Raw genomic sequence first — 14112 nt, 5'->3', positions numbered from 1 at the left:
ACTACGGCGTCGTCGGCGACCTCTTCCAGGTCCTGCCCCAGCTCACCGACGAGATCAAGACCCGCAAGGGCTGACCCCCAACAAGCCCCCACGGTCGCTGAAGCACCGAAATCCGTTCGAAGCGCACGTCAGGCGAGCTCTAGGCTGACGTGCGCTTCGAACGTTTCGAGCGTTTCGGCACACAGGAGTTGGGGGTAGGGCGGTGCAGGACATACAGCCGGTCGGGATCTCGGACGCGGAATTCGCCACCTTTGAGGGGCTGGTGGGTCGTTTCCGCGCACTGCCCTCGGGCGACGCACGCCGGATGCGGGCGGAGGAGCTCGCCGCGCGGTTCGTGCGGCAGGGCCGGAACGGGCGGCGAAAGCAACTGCGGGCGGAACGGCGGATCGCCGACGCCCGGTTGGCCGCCGCGACCGTGACCGGCGCGCCGGACCGTGTCGAGGACGCGCCGCTGACGCTGCCGCAGAAACCAGTGGCTGTCGGGAAGTTGCAGCCTGTCGGGGAGTTCCAGTCCCTTAGGAAGTTGCAGACCGTCGGTGAGTTGCAGAAACCGCGGCGCTGCTACGTCTGCAAGTCGCTCTACCGACAGGTCGACGGCTTCTACCACCTGCTCTGCCCTGTCTGTGCCACCGACAACGCGACACGGCGCGGGCTGACCACGGACCTGCGCGGGCGGCGGGCGCTGCTGACCGGTGGGCGGGTGAAGATCGGGTTCCAGCTGGCGTTGATGCTGCTGCGGGACGGGGCCGAGCTGATCGTGACCAGCCGGTTCCCGCACGACACGGTGCGACGGTTCCAGGGCGAGCCGGGCAGTGACGCGTGGCTGGACCGGCTGACCGTCGTCGGGATCGACCTCCGGGACCCGCGTCAAGTGCTGGCGTTCTGCGATGAGTTGCGCAGCGAGGGGCGTCCGCTGGACATCCTGGTCAACAACGCCGCACAGACCCTGCGTCGACCGCCGGAGTCCTACACCCGGCTGGCGGCCGGGGAGTTGACGCCGCTGCCCGCCGCGCTGCGGGGACTGGTTCGACACGCGCCGGGCTTCCGGCCGATGCCCGCTCTCGCACCGGCGTGGCCCACGGCGGAGTTGGAGTCGGGCACCTACCCGGGGCGGCCGTGTCCCACATCGCCGCAGGAGCTCCCACAGCAACTCCAACAGACCGACGAGGCCGGGCTGTTGCCGGACCTCTCGGCGGAGAACTCGTGGTCGGCGAGGCTCGGCGAGCTGGACGCGGCCGAGGTGCTGGAGACGCAGCTGGTCAACTCCATTGCCCCCGCGCTGCTCTGTGACCGGTTGCTGCCGCTGCTGCTCGCCTCGCCGTTTCCCGCGCGCTACGTCGTCAACGTCACGGCCGTCGAGGGCCGGTTCACCGTGCGCAACAAGACGGCGTGTCACCCGCACACCAATATGGCCAAGGCCGCGTTGAACATGCTCACCCGCACCAGCGCCGAGGAGTTGGCTCGGCAGGGCGTGCACATGTGCGCGGTGGACACCGGGTGGATCACCGACGAGAATCCGGCGCCCAAGAAGGCCCACGAGGCCGCGCGCGGCTTCCGCCCGCCGCTGGACGTCGTGGACGGGGCCGCTCGCGTCTACGACCCGATCGTGCGCGGCGAGGCCGGCCACCCGGTGTCCGGGGTGTTCCTCAAGGACTACCGGGTGGCCGACTGGTGACCCTCGACCGAGAGCCCCCGGGTGCTTACAGCTCCGCGGCCAGGCGGGTCCCCTGGTCGATGGCGCGCTTGGCGTCGAGTTCGGCCGCGACGTCCGCGCCACCGATCAGGTGGGCCTTGATGCCGCGGTCGGCGAGCTGCTGGTGCAGGTCGCGGCGGGGCTCCTGGCCGGTGCAGAGGACGACGGTGTCGACCTCGAGCAGGCGGTCCTCGCCGTCGACCGTGAGGTGCAGGCCCGCGTCGTCGATACGGCGGTAGGTGGCGCCGGCCACGGAGACCACGCCGCGGTGCTTGAGCTCGGCACGGTGGATCCAACCGGTGGTCTTGCCGAGGCCCTGGCCGACCTTGCTGGTCTTGCGCTGGAGCAGGTGCACCTGGCGTCCGGCGCGGGAGCGACGAGGGGCGGTGAGGCCGCCCGGCGTGGTGTGCTCGGTGTCGACGCCCCACTGGGCGAAGAAGACCTCGGGGCGCTGGCTGGCCTGCTCGCCCGGGTCGGTGAGGTACTCGGCGACGTCGAAGCCGATCCCGCCCGCGCCGAGGATCGCGACGCGCTCGCCGACCTGCGCGTCGCCCCGCAGCACGTCCGCGTAGCCGACCACGCTGGGGTGGTCCACGCCGTCGATCTCCGGGACACGCGGGGACACGCCGGTCGCCACCACGATCTCGTCGAAGCCGCCTTCGGCGAGCGTGTCCGCACCGACCAGCGCGCCGAGGCGCAACTCCACGCCATGAGAGTCGAGTTGGTGGCGGTAGTAGCGCAGCGTCTCGTTGAACTCCTCCTTGCCCGGGACCTGACGGGCGAGGTTGAGCTGACCGCCGACCGTGTCGGCGGCGTCGAAGAGGGTGACCGCGTGGCCGCGTTCGGCGGCCGAGACGGCGCAGGCGAGCCCGGCCGGACCGGCCCCGACGACGGCGACGCGCTTGCGCAACCGGGTCGGCGCCAGCACCAGCTCGGTCTCGTGGCAGGCACGCGGGTTGACCAGGCAGGACGCGATCTGCAGCGAGAAGGTGTGGTCCAGGCAGGCCTGGTTGCAGCCGATGCAGGTGTTGACCGCCTCGGGCGTGCCGGCGGCGGCCTTGGCGACGAAGTCGGGGTCGGCGAGCAGCGGACGGGCCAGCGAGACCAGGTCGGCGGTGCCGGAGGCGAGCAACTCCTCGGCCAGTTCGGGGGTGTTGATGCGGTTGCAGGTGACCAGCGGGACGGAGACCTGACCCATCAGCTTCTTGGTGACCCAGCCGAAGGCGCCGCGCGGGACGGAGGTGGCGATGGTCGGGATGCGGGCCTCGTGCCAGCCGATGCCGGTGTTGATGATCGTCGCACCGGCTGCCTCGACCGCCTTGCCGAGCTGGACCACCTCGTCGAAGGTCGAGCCGCCGGGGACCAGGTCCAGCATGGAGAGCCGGTAGACCAGGATGAAGTCCGACCCGACCCGCTCCCGGACGCGCCGCACGATCTCGACCGGGAACCGCATCCGGTTCTCGTAGCTGCCGCCCCAACGGTCGGTCCGCCGGTTGGTGGGCGCGGCGATGAACTCGTTGACCAGGTAGCCCTCGGAGCCCATGATCTCGACGCCGTCGTAGCCCGCCTGCTGGGCGAGCTCGGCGCAGCGGACGAAGTCCTCGACGGTCTGCTCGACCTCGTCGTCGGTCAGCTCGTGCGGGACGAAGGGGCTGATCGGCGCCTGCAGCGCGCTGGGCGCGACCAGGTCCTGGTGGTAGGCGTAGCGGCCGAAGTGCAGGATCTGCAGCGCGATCTTCCCACCGGCGGCGTGGACGGCGTCGGTGATGACGCGGTGCTGCTCGGCCTCGGCCTCGGTGGTGAGCTTGGCCCCGCCCTCGAAGGGGCGGCCGACCTCGTTGGGCGCGATGCCGCCGGTGACGATCAGACCGACGCCGCCGCGCACGCGGGTGGCGTAGAACTCGGCCATCCGCTCGAAGCCGTTCGGGGCCTCCTCCAGGCCGACGTGCAGCGAGCCCATGATGACCCGGTTCGGGAGCGTGGTGAAACCGAGGTCGAGCGGGCGGAGCAGGTTCGGGTACGCGGTCATGGCGCGGCGTCTCCTCGCGGGGGGCACGGCGGGATGCAGGGGTAGGGCAGGGGTCGGACAGGACCACGGTAGGGCCACGCCGGGTGTTATGCAACAAGGTGCAAAACACCGCGACGACAGGCGCCCCTTCCACCCCTCGGGCACTCGTTGACAAAATGTTGAAGGATTGGCTTGTCTGCCGCCATGAAGATTCGCATCCTGTGGCCTGCCGGCTCCGTCACCGCCACCCTGCGCGAGACGCCGACCAGCAAGGCGCTGCTCGCCGCCCTCCCGTTCCAGGCGAACGCCCACACCTGGGGCCAGGAGGTCTACTTCCGCACGCCGATCAGCCCGGAGCTGGAGAGCGACGCCCAACAGGTCGTCGAGCCGGGCACGGTGGCGTTCTGGACCGACGGCGACAGCCTGGCGCTCCCCTTCGGACCGACGCCGATCTCGCGCGGCGACGAGTGCCGCCTGGCCAGTCCGTGCAACCTGCTGGGCACGATCGACGGCGACCCGTCCGCCCTGGGCACGGTGCGTGAGGGCGCGGCGATCCGCGTGGAGGTGATGGACTGACGAGCCGTCAGTTGGCGGTCAGCCGTTCTTGACGGCCCGTAGGATCACGAACTTCGGGTTTCCGGCCACGGTCCGGCAATTGCCGAAGATCCGGCGCAGCCGGACGTGGTAGCCGAGGTGGCGGTTGCCGACGACCCACAGCTCACCGCCCGTTCGCAGCGCACGGCGTGCGCCGGCGAACATACGGTGGGCGGTGGCGTCGGTTGCCGCCTGGTAGCTGTGGAACGGGGGGTTGTTGAGGACCAGGTCGACCGAGCCGGGGGCCAGGTCGCCTGCACCGTCGCCCGCCAGGAACCTCGCCCGGCGCGCCGTGGCCTCGGGGACATTGGCCCGGAAGGTCTCCTCGGCCGAGGCGACCGCGCCGAACGACTCGTCGACGAAGGTGAGTTCGGCGTCCGGGTTGGCCAACCCGGCGGCCAGGCCCAGGATCCCGTTGCCGCAGCCCAGGTCGACGACCCTGCCCGCCCCCTCCGACGTCGGCAGGTGCTCCAGGAAGAACCGGGTGCCGATGTCGAGGCGCTCGGCGGAGAAGATGCCCGCGTGGTTGGTCACCGTGCGCCCGGCCAGCAGACCCGTCTCCGGCGGGAGCGGGTAGCGGCGCGGCCAGGGGTTCTCCGGGCGCCCAGCCAGCACCTCCGGGTCCGGGGTGCAGAAGATCAGCCGGGCCTTGCGCCTGGCCAGTGAGGTGCGGGTCGGGCCGAGGATCCGCTCGAAGAGCTGGAGCGTCGAGGTGTGGATCTCGGTGACCATTCCCGTGCCGACCACGACCGTCCCCGGATGGACGGCGGGCGCCAGACGCAGCAGCTGATCCTCCAGCAGCGCCAGGCTCTTGGGGACGCGGACCAGCAGCAGGTCGACCCGCTCCGGCGGGGTCTCGCGGCTGGAGAGCAGGCGGACGGCGTCGGCGGCGAGCCCGTTGCGGGCCAGGTTGGCCTCCGTCGCGCGCTGCGCGAGGTAGGAGTCGGTGATCTGCACCGGACGTACCGCAGGGTCAGTAGCCAGGTCAGTGGCCAGGTCAGCGGCCAGGTCAGTGGCCAGCGCAGTCGCCAGCGCGCCCCAGCGGTCGCCCAGCACCACGGGCGCGGACGCGAGCGGCTGCGCCGCGTCGGCCGTCTCCGCCAGGTGATGCAGCAGGTACTCGTCCGCGGCGTCCCAGGCGCGGAGCCGGTCGCGGGGGTCGACCGGGAACCGGCGCAGCTCAAGCTCCGGTCCATGGGGAAGGGCGAGGCTGGTCGTGCTGACGGGAGTGCTGGGGCCGGCGGGCGAGCTCTGGTCGCTGGGGGTGCTCATGGTGGTGCCAGTCTGCCCGATCCCGCCCGTGGTCAGCACTTCCCGGCTCCACGCCGAAGATCGCCGAGCCGGTTGCAGGAGCAGTTAACGTACGGCGTACGGTAGAGCCTGACCACAATGTGCCCAACCACGATGTGAAGCGAGATACGGGGGGACCTGGCGCCATGGCAGGAACCAAGGTCGGGGACCGCCCCGACTCAAGCGGTACGGCCTCCAGCCGTACGGCCGCCGGCGGAACGGCCGCCAGCGGCACGGCGCCGGGCCACCCGGGTTCGGGGCGTACGAAGCGGTCCGGACCGCGCCGCTTCGAGCGGCTCCGGCGGTGGAATCCGCGCCAGTGGGGCCTGGAACTGGTGCTGTTGGTCTACGCCGCCTACGACGGCAGCCGGCTGCTCGTCCACGGCAAGGAGACCGAGGCCCGGCATCACGGCGAGCTGCTGCTGCGCGCCGAGCGCCACCTGCACGCGGAACCCGAGCACGCGCTCAACAGCCTCTTCGCGCACCACGCCTGGCTCGGCATACCGGCCGACTTCGTCTACGCGAGCCTGCACTACGTGATCACGCCGCTGGTGCTGTTCTGGCTCTACCGCAGCCGCCGGGCCCACTACGCCTTCGCCCGCACCTGGCTCTGCCTGGCCACCGCGCTGGGGCTGGTCGGTTACGTCCTCTTCCCCACCGCCCCGCCGCGCCTGCTGGCCGACCCGGACGGGTTCCTGGACATCATGGCCCAGCACTCCTCGATCGGCTGGTGGGGCGGAAGCGGCAGCGCGCCCAAGGGACTGGCCGACATGACGAACGACTTCGCGGCGATGCCCAGCCTGCACTTCGGCTGGGCGCTCTGGTGCGGACTGCTGGTCTTCAAGCACGCGCGCCACCGCTGGGTCCGGGTGGTCGGCCTGCTCTACCCGCTGCTGATCGCGGTGGTGGTGATGGGCACCGCCAACCACTACCTGCTGGACTGCGTCGCGGGCGGCGCGGTGGTGTTGATCGGCTGGGCGCTGACCGGCCCGCTGACCCGCCTCGCGCACCGGCTGCGACGCCGAGCTCGCCGAGGTCGCCCGGGTCACGCGGCGGCGCCCGCCGTGCCCGACTATCCGGAGGCCGCTCGCGTGGTGGCGCCGCGCGCGCCCGTGGAGTGACCGGCCGCCGACCACTCCCACCACAGCAAAGTCATCCCATGAGAGGCTGACCCTGCGGGGGCGCACACGGGGCTTGGGGAGGGTGGTCGTTCATGGGCAACGGCGGCAGCGGCACCGAAGGGGAAGCCCGCCAGGACCGACTGAACCGTCAGGACCCCAAGGACCGCCAGGGCCCGGCCGTCCGAGGCGGGCAGGCCGTACCTGACGCCCCGCCCGGCGACGGGCGGCGGAAGCTGGTCGTCGCCGCGCTGATGCTGTCCATGGCGCTGGTCGCGCTCGACTCGGCCTGCGTCTCCACCGCCGTCCCGCAGATCGTCAGCGAGCTGGGCGGCTTCAGCTACTTCTCCTGGATGTTCTCCGGCTATCTGCTGGCGGTCACGGTCACGCTGCCGATCTACGGCAAGCTGGCCGACGCGCGAGGACGCAAGCCGGTGCTGCTGATCGGCTCGTCGATCTTCCTGATCGGCTCACTGCTCTGCGCGGGCGCGTGGAGCATGACGGTGCTGATCGTGTTCCGGCTGGTCCAGGGGCTCGGCGGCGGAGCGATCCAGGGGACGGTGCAGACGCTGGCGGCCGACCTCTACCCGCTGGAGAAGCGGCCCCGGATCCAGGCCGCGATGTCCACGGTCTGGGCCGTCTCCGCGGTCCTCGGCCCGGCGCTCGGCGGGGTGCTGGCCACCTACGCCAACTGGCGCTGGATCTTCCTGATCAACCTTCCGGTCGGTCTGATCGCGCTGGTGCTGCTCAAGCGGAACCTGCGCGAGCCGCAGGTCGCGGCGGCCACCCGGTCGCGGATCGACTGGCTGGGCGCGGTCGGGCTCTTCCTGACGACCGGTCTGCTGCTCTTCGCCATGGTCCAGGGCGGCGTCGCCTGGCCCTGGCTGTCGGCCCCCAGCATCGGCCTCTTCGCCGCCTCCCTGCTGGCGGGCGTGGCGACCTACGGGATCGAGCGGCGTGCCGAGGAGCCGATCATCCCCGGCTGGGTCTGGCGACGGCGGGTCATCGCGGGCGTCAACCTGGCCCTGGGCTGCCTGGGCCTGCTGATGATCGCCCCGATGGTCTTCCTTCCCACGTACGCGCAGTCGGTGCTGGGACTGGCCCCGGTGGCGGCGGGCTTCGTGCTGTCGGTGTGGACGATCAGCTGGCCGATCTCCGCCGCGCTCTCCAACCGGCTCTACCGGCGGATCGGCTTCCGCAACACCGCGCTGATCGGCGCGGCCGTCGGGACCGCGCTGCTGGCCGCCTTCCCGCTGCTCCCGTATCGCGGCGCGGCGTGGCAGCCGGCCCTGCTGATGCTGATCCTCGGCGCGGGTCTCGGGCTGTTCCAACTGCCGCTGATCATCGGTGTGCAGAGCAGCGTGCCGTGGCACGAGCGCGGCACGGCGACGGCCTCCATCCTGTTCTGCCGTCAGGTCGGCCAGAGCGTCGGCGGCGTGATCTTCGCGGTGATCGCCAACGCCACGCTGACCGATTGGCTGCGCTCCGCCCCCGCCGCGCTGCACGGCAGTCTCCCCCAGGGCCTGGACCAGATAGCGGGCGCGCTGCTGCACCCGACGAGCACGCTCAGCCCCTCCGGCGCGGACTACCTGCGACACGCGCTCGCCTCGGCCGTCAACCACGTGTACGTGGGTGCGGCCGTCGCCGCCGCGCTGGCGGTGGTGGTGCTCGCTACAGTGACGCCGAAGCGCTTCCCTCTCGCCGAGGGCAGCTGACGCAGGCAGAAACGACGCAGACGGAAACGACTTGGGCAGAAACGGGGAGCGTGATGTCGGGCACCGGCTGGATCGAGGTCGGCGACCGGGTCTACCAGCGCCGGTACGACCCGTGCGACGTGACGGTCTCCGTCGTCGTCGGCACGGACGGCCTGCTGGTCGCCGACACCCGGTGCAGTCTCGCCGAGGCGCGTGAACTGCGGGAGCACCTGCGCGCGTTGTCGGCCACCCCGGTTCGGTGGGTGGTCAACACCCACATCCACTGGGACCATGTCTGGGGCAACGCGGAGTTCGTCGCCCCGCGCCAGCTACCCCCGGCCGAGGTCTGGGGCAGCGCGCAGACGGTCACCGCGATGCGCGCCGAGGCCACCGATCCGGAGGCCGCCGCCTTCCGCGAGCGGATGGCGCGCCGCAGCGCGACGTGGGCGGCGAAGATGGCCGAGTTGGAGGAGTACGTGCCCGACCACGAGGTCCACGGCGCGCACGACCTGGACCTGGGCGACGGCCGCACCGTGTCCCTGCGCCACGTCGGCCGCGGCCACACCGACGGCGACCTGCTCCTCCATGTCCCGGACGCGGGCGTGCTGCTGACGGGCGACCTGGTCGAGGAGTCCGGGCCACCGGCCTACGGCTCCGACTCCTTTCCCCTTGACTGGGCCCCCACGCTGGACGCCGCGCTGACCCTCGCCGGTCCGGACGCCCGGTACGTCCCCGGCCACGGCGCGACGGTCGACGCGGCCTTCGTCCGCGCGCAGGCGGACGCGATCCGCGCGGTCGCGGAGCAGTGCCGGGCGCTGCACGCGGCGGGCGTCGCGGCCGACGAGGCGCTGCAGGCGGGCGAGTGGCCCTTCCCGCCCGAGGCGCTGGGCAGCGCGATCCCGCGCGCCTACGGGCAGTTGGGCTGAGCCCCGGCACTGCTCGCCCGCTGCTGACGTGCTGTTGACGTGCTGTTGACGTGCTGTTGACGTGCTACTGACCTGCTACTGGTGCGGGTTGACCAGATCCAGGATCTTGTTGACCAGCTCGACCACCGGTGCGCCCAGCACCCCGACCGTCTGGGCGATGGCGCGGATGCTCCGCAACGCCCGGCTCCGGCGGTCGGGTTGGCTGTCGTCGGTCGCCTCGGCCAGATGGGCGTCCAGGTCCTCGGCGACCTCCGGCGCTACGGCGGCGTCGCCGCGGAGAGCGGCCACCAGACCGCGCAGCTGCGCCAACTGCGCGGCGAGCTCCGGGACCTGGCCGGCGCCGTACTGGTTCTTGACCATCCCGATGTTGTTGCTGCCGCCCTCGATCCGGACGACGTCACCGAAGTAGCTGTCTCCGCTCACGACTTCACCATCCCCATGTTGCTGGAGCCGCCGTACATGTTCACGACGTCGCCGAAGTAGTAGTTGGACGGCTTGCTGATGTGGAGCCGCTGCACCTGGTAGATGGCCTCGGGGCCCGGGTGCTCGATCGCGCCCACGATCGCGTCGACCAGCCGGTCCAGCTCCCGCCGCTCGGGGAGGGTCACCAGCGCGGTCGACGGACCCGAGGTCTCGATCGCCAGGGCGGGGTGCGGGTTCTCGGACAGCACCTGCACCAGCTGCACGACATAGGTGATGATCAGAGCCACCCCGACGAACCACAGGAAGACCAGCCACCCGCTGACGCCGGACTGCTGGCCCGTCTGGTCTCCGGTGCTGTTGGCCAGGGCGTCGAGAAGGCTGAACATCCCCAGGGCCGCCAGCGTGACGGCCGTACGCCAGAAGAACCTGAACACCGCCAGGCCGTAGCGGGGCCGCAGCTCGAAGGTGAACACCCGCGCGATGTTCCGGATCGGATAGGCCGCGTGCCCGACCCAGAGCACCCGCTCGGTGACCCGCAGGTCCAACTCCCGCCGGGGCGACGCGGACGGCCTCCCGATCGGCGGCGGTGGCGTCGCGGTACGCCGCACCGGCGGCGGTTGTTCCGCGGGCGGAGGTGCCTGCTCCGAAGGCGCTGGTGGTTGCTCCGGCAGTCGTGGCTGCTCCGTCGGCGGTGGTGGATACTCCGCGCTCACCCGTACAAGCCCCCGTTCCCCTGGCTTCCCAGGATCGATCTGCGATCGTTCGATCACCGACAGAGCATAGTTACTGTCGGCAACGGGGAGCCAGGGGAATGACGTTGACGTGACATCAGATGTCGCCGAGTTGTGATCGGGCGCGATCAGATGTCGATCAGCACCTTGCCGACCGCCCCGCCCTGGACGGCGTCGTGAGCCGCCGCCGTCTGCGCGAGCGGAAAGCGGTGCCAGGGAAGACCGGCCTCCGCGCCGCCGCGGAGCGCCCCCGCCGCCACCGCGTCCCGGATCGCGGCGACCGCCGCGACCTTCGCAGTGTCAGGGATGGTGTACACCAGAACGCCCAACCAGCGGAGGTTGCGGAACATCGACGGGCGGACCGGGAGGGTGACCTCCGCGCCGCTGCCGTCGGCGTAGAAGGCGACCGTCCCGTTGTCGGCCAGCACGGCCAGATCGAGGTCCACGTTGGCGGTGACCGCGACCTCGACCACCACGTCGACGCCCTCCGGCGCCAGCCCGCGGATCACCGCCGCCGCGTCCTCCGTACGGTAGTCGACGACGTGGTGCGCGCCCGCGGCCTGCGCCAGCTTGGCCTTCTCGGGGCTGCTGACCGTGGTGACGACCGTCGCACCCGCCCAACGGGCCAGCTGGATCGCGGCGTTGCCGACCGCACCCGCGCCGCCCGCGACCAGGACGGTCCTCCCGGCCAGCGCGCCCGGTGCCAGGAGCGCGGGCGCGTCCTCGGCGAGGGTGAGGGCGCGGTGCGCGGTCATCGCGGGGATGCCGAGGCTCGCGCCGAGGTCGAAGGAGGCGTGCTCGGGCAGCGCGACGGCCTGGCGTTCGGGGAGGACGACGTACTCCTGCGCCGTCCCGTCGGGTCGCTGCCAGGCCGACTCCCAGATCCAGACCCGCTCGCCGACGCGGCCCGCGTCCACGCCGGGACCGACCGCGTCGACGACGCCCGCGCCGTCCTGGTTGGGGACCTGCTGCGCACTCAGCCCCGGACCACCCGAACGGGACTTCCAGTCGGTCGGGTTGACGCCGGAGACGACGACGCGGACCCGGACCTCGCCGGGACCGGGCTCCGGGACGGGGCGGTCCGCCAGGGAGAGGACGTCGGAACCGCCGCTGCGCTCGTACACGATTGCCTTCATGTCCGGCGCAACCGCCCGCACGCGGCCGATGTTCCCGCTGCCTCAGCGATTCTCGGCCAGCCGGCCCAGCGCCTCGCGGTGGGCGCGGTCCAGCGCCTGCGCCGCCGGGACCTCGATGTCCGGGGTGATGCCGGTGCCCTCCCAGTCCGTGCCGCTGGTCGGGTTGATCGAGCGGCCGACGGGGATGGTGGCCTCCAGGTGCGGGTGGACCGTCCAGCCGTTGCGCGGGTGCGCACCGCCCTTGGTGCGCTCGCCGACCACGACGGCGCGGCCGAGCTGCTGCAGGTCGTAGGCCAGCTCCTCGGCGCCGGAGAAGGTGGTGGCGCTGGTCAGCAGGTAGACCGGCTTCTGCTGCCCGAGTCGGCGGCCCGGGACGTGGGGCAGCGTCCAGGACTGCTCCTCCTGGTCGCCCTCACGCCAGTACTGGGTGTTGATGTGGGTCGGCTGGTCGAAGAAGTAGCTGCACAGGTACTGGACGGTGTGGGGGTCGCCGCCCTCGTTGCGGCGCAGGTCGACGACGAGGGCGCGCGCCTGGGCGGCCAGGGTCATCGCCGCGGTCAGCGGGTCCGCCGAGAGGTGCAGCGGGAAGATGATCGGCGCGAGCTCCAGCACCGCGACGCCGCCCTCCAGCAGCTCGAAGCGCGGGACGCCGCCGCAGGACTCGGCGGAACGGCGCTCCATCATCTGCCCCGCCGCCGCGTCCTGACCGTCGGGGACCTCGTCGGCGTGGAAGGCCAGCCTCAGGTGCTTGTCCCCGTTGACGGACTGCAGGTCCTCGGTGACCAGTGCGCCGAGCCGCTCGACGTCCCCGGCCGCGCCGGCCTCGGTGTACCGCCCGGCTGCCAGCGCCGCGCGGAGCTGAGCGGCGATCTTGTCGCCCTGCTCGGGGAAGACGTAGTGGGCGGTCACCAGGTCGGCGGTCCGCTCGACTATGCCCACGTGATCGAGTGTCGAATTCATGATCGGCAGTAAAGCGGTCCCGAGCCGAACCGAACAGGGTTTCCGCAGCTCGCCGACTGCATCGATCGGATTAATTGTGTGACCGGAACGCTTCAATATGCGCACGGATGGTGACATATGGCCCCAGACAGTCGCGGTGTGTCCCCCGTACCCCGGGCCCGACGCCCGAGGTCCGCACCCGACGCCCGGAGGTGCCGGATGCGCCGCATACCGCCCCGCCCCACCCGTCGTCGCGCCGCCGCACTCGCTGCGGCCACCGCGGCAGCCACCGCGTTCGCCCTCGCCCCGGCCGTCGCGCTCGCGCCGACCGCCTGGGCCAGCGGCGTCAACGGCGCCGACATCACGCTCAGCCCGGACACCGTCGACCCGGGCGACACGGTCGGCCTGATCGTCAACTGCAGCTCGTCGTACTTCGGCACGCCGAACCCGACGATGGTCTCCTCGCTGGCCTTCGTCACTGCGGTCAAGCTGCACCCGATGCCGGGTCAGGCGGGCTTCTTCTCCGGCGCGGCCACGGTCAGCCACGACGTGAAGCCCGGCGACTACAACGTCTCCGGCGCGTGCCAGGTGACCAACACCTCCCTCTCCGGATTCAACGCGACGGTGACGGTCAGGGGCCACGAGCACGAACACCCGCACGGCCCGGTGCACACCGGCGTCGGCGGCAGCGTCGACCCGGGCAACGGCACGCAGGTCGCCTTCGGCCTCGGCATCGCCGGTCTCGGCGGCGGCGCGCTCTACTGGAGCCGTCGGCGCGGCGGGCAGCACTGACACACCGACCGGTGAGGGGTAGCGGATGGGCCCTGCGGGGCGGCGGTTCGTCGCGCGCGCGGTGCTGGTGCTCGGGCTGGTGATCGCCGGGCGCGGCGTCGGGTCCGCCCCGCCGCAGCCGGACGCGAGCGCGGTCTCCTCCGACAACGGCGTCTACTGGTACAGCGACGAGGACCGTCCCGCCCCGCCGCTGCCCGCGTCGAAGCCGCTCCGCGTGCGGATCCCCTCGATCGGCGTGGACGCGCCCCTCACCGCGCTCTCGCTGGACAGCGGCGGCCAGCTGCGGCCGCCACCGGAGAGCCGGAAGAACCTGGCCGGCTGGTTCGCCGACGGGACCGCGCCCGGCAGTGCCGGACCGGCCATCATCGCCGGGCACGTGGACAACGCCCACGGCCCGGCGGTCTTCTACGGTCTCGGCGCACTGCAGCGCGGCGACACGGTCGACGTGCTCCGCGCCGACCGCCGTACGGCCGTCTTCCTGGTCGACGACGTGGCGGTCTTCCCCAAGAACGCCTTCCCTGACCAGCGCGTCTACGGGCCGACCCCGCTGGCCGTGCTGCGGCTGATCACCTGCGGCGGCGGATACCGCGCCGGGCAGGGCTACCTCGGCAACGTGGTGGTCTTCGCGCATCTGGTGAAGCGTCAACCCTCCTGACAGAAGCGGGAATGAGGATGGTCCTGATTCTTCGCACACGTTCGGTGCTGCAGACGTCTAGGCCGTACCGACTGGTCGGTACTACCCTCCTGGCACACTCCGGCTGCCACCCC

13 protein-coding genes are annotated in these 14112 nt (G+C 71.8%); 7 read left to right on the top strand and 6 right to left on the bottom strand.

Going from position 1 to position 14112, the window contains the following annotated elements:
• Positions 1-202 precede the first annotated feature (202 nt).
• Positions 203-1675 carry an SDR family NAD(P)-dependent oxidoreductase gene (locus ABH940_RS26025; protein ID WP_370072363.1) on the top strand — a complete coding sequence of 491 codons (1473 nt, stop codon included), beginning with the start codon at positions 203-205 and terminating at the stop codon, positions 1673-1675.
• 25 nt (positions 1676-1700) lie between these two features.
• Here ABH940_RS26025 and ABH940_RS26020 read toward each other — a convergent pair whose 3' ends face one another.
• Entirely contained in the window at positions 1701-3722 is a 2022-nt protein-coding gene (locus tag ABH940_RS26020; protein ID WP_370106297.1) for an FAD-dependent oxidoreductase, read from the bottom strand.
• Positions 3723-3905: 183 nt separating this feature from the next.
• Between ABH940_RS26020 and ABH940_RS26015 the strand changes: the two genes are divergently transcribed.
• The gene (locus ABH940_RS26015; protein ID WP_370072365.1) at positions 3906-4277 is read left to right on the top strand and encodes a cyclophilin-like fold protein; all 372 of its coding nucleotides are present in this window, start codon (positions 3906-3908) and stop codon (positions 4275-4277) included.
• Positions 4278-4295: 18 nt separating this feature from the next.
• Here ABH940_RS26015 and ABH940_RS26010 read toward each other — a convergent pair whose 3' ends face one another.
• Entirely contained in the window at positions 4296-5567 is a 1272-nt protein-coding gene (locus ABH940_RS26010; protein WP_370072366.1) for a methyltransferase, read from the bottom strand.
• A 164-nt stretch (positions 5568-5731) separates the two neighbouring features.
• On the opposite strand from ABH940_RS26010, the gene ABH940_RS26005 reads away from it, so the two are divergent.
• The 3 genes from ABH940_RS26005 to ABH940_RS25995 all read left to right on the top strand — a co-directional run bounded on the left by ABH940_RS26005 (position 5732) and on the right by ABH940_RS25995 (position 9323).
• On the top strand, positions 5732-6706 hold the full coding sequence (locus ABH940_RS26005; RefSeq protein ID WP_370072367.1) for a phosphatase PAP2 family protein: 975 nt from the start codon (positions 5732-5734) through the stop codon (positions 6704-6706).
• A gap of 92 nt (positions 6707-6798) precedes the next feature.
• Positions 6799-8418: an MDR family MFS transporter gene (locus ABH940_RS26000; protein ID WP_370072368.1), complete on the top strand. Its 1620-nt coding sequence runs from the start codon at positions 6799-6801 to the stop codon at positions 8416-8418.
• A gap of 53 nt (positions 8419-8471) precedes the next feature.
• Positions 8472-9323: an MBL fold metallo-hydrolase gene (locus ABH940_RS25995; protein WP_370106295.1), complete on the top strand. Its 852-nt coding sequence runs from the start codon at positions 8472-8474 to the stop codon at positions 9321-9323.
• Positions 9324-9398: 75 nt separating this feature from the next.
• Here ABH940_RS25995 and ABH940_RS25990 read toward each other — a convergent pair whose 3' ends face one another.
• The 4 genes from ABH940_RS25990 to ABH940_RS25975 all read right to left on the bottom strand — a co-directional run bounded on the left by ABH940_RS25990 (position 9399) and on the right by ABH940_RS25975 (position 12573).
• On the bottom strand, positions 9399-9746 hold the full coding sequence (locus ABH940_RS25990) for a hypothetical protein (RefSeq protein WP_370106294.1): 348 nt from the start codon (positions 9744-9746) through the stop codon (positions 9399-9401).
• Positions 9743-10354: a DUF6232 family protein gene (locus tag ABH940_RS25985; protein WP_370072371.1), complete on the bottom strand. Its 612-nt coding sequence runs from the start codon at positions 10352-10354 to the stop codon at positions 9743-9745. The genes ABH940_RS25990 and ABH940_RS25985 overlap by 4 nt, the downstream gene beginning before the upstream one ends.
• 251 nt (positions 10355-10605) lie before the next feature.
• Positions 10606-11613: an NADPH:quinone reductase gene (locus ABH940_RS25980; protein WP_370106293.1), complete on the bottom strand. Its 1008-nt coding sequence runs from the start codon at positions 11611-11613 to the stop codon at positions 10606-10608.
• A gap of 42 nt (positions 11614-11655) precedes the next feature.
• A complete protein-coding gene (locus ABH940_RS25975) occupies positions 11656-12573 on the bottom strand; it encodes a S41 family peptidase (protein ID WP_370106292.1) in 918 nt (305 codons plus the stop codon).
• A 198-nt stretch (positions 12574-12771) separates the two neighbouring features.
• Between ABH940_RS25975 and ABH940_RS25970 the strand changes: the two genes are divergently transcribed.
• Complete coding sequence (locus ABH940_RS25970; protein WP_370106291.1) at positions 12772-13344, top strand: hypothetical protein; 573 nt, start codon at positions 12772-12774, stop codon at positions 13342-13344.
• Between the two features lie 25 nt (positions 13345-13369).
• On the top strand, positions 13370-13999 hold the full coding sequence (locus ABH940_RS25965; protein ID WP_370072375.1) for a class F sortase: 630 nt from the start codon (positions 13370-13372) through the stop codon (positions 13997-13999).
• Positions 14000-14112: the final 113 nt, after the last annotated feature.

The organism is Streptacidiphilus sp. BW17, assembly GCF_041262485.1.
Taxonomy (GTDB): domain Bacteria; phylum Actinomycetota; class Actinomycetes; order Streptomycetales; family Streptomycetaceae; genus Streptacidiphilus.
The sequence above is the reverse complement of the archived record's forward strand: the minus strand, read 5'-3'. Positions and strand labels throughout refer to the sequence as shown.

Coding starts and splice junctions, on each gene's coding strand:
- ABH940_RS26020 (WP_370106297.1), bottom strand. CDS start 3,722: ATGACCGCGTACCCGAACCTGCTCCGCCCGCTCGACCTCGGTTTCACC.
- ABH940_RS26015 (WP_370072365.1), top strand. CDS start 3,906: ATGAAGATTCGCATCCTGTGGCCTGCCGGCTCCGTCACCGCCACCCTG.
- ABH940_RS26010 (WP_370072366.1), bottom strand. CDS start 5,567: ATGAGCACCCCCAGCGACCAGAGCTCGCCCGCCGGCCCCAGCACTCCC.
- ABH940_RS26005 (WP_370072367.1), top strand. CDS start 5,732: ATGGCAGGAACCAAGGTCGGGGACCGCCCCGACTCAAGCGGTACGGCC.
- ABH940_RS26000 (WP_370072368.1), top strand. CDS start 6,799: ATGGGCAACGGCGGCAGCGGCACCGAAGGGGAAGCCCGCCAGGACCGA.
- ABH940_RS25995 (WP_370106295.1), top strand. CDS start 8,472: ATGTCGGGCACCGGCTGGATCGAGGTCGGCGACCGGGTCTACCAGCGC.
- ABH940_RS25980 (WP_370106293.1), bottom strand. CDS start 11,613: ATGAAGGCAATCGTGTACGAGCGCAGCGGCGGTTCCGACGTCCTCTCC.
- ABH940_RS25975 (WP_370106292.1), bottom strand. CDS start 12,573: ATGAATTCGACACTCGATCACGTGGGCATAGTCGAGCGGACCGCCGAC.
- ABH940_RS25970 (WP_370106291.1), top strand. CDS start 12,772: ATGCGCCGCATACCGCCCCGCCCCACCCGTCGTCGCGCCGCCGCACTC.
- ABH940_RS25965 (WP_370072375.1), top strand. CDS start 13,370: ATGGGCCCTGCGGGGCGGCGGTTCGTCGCGCGCGCGGTGCTGGTGCTC.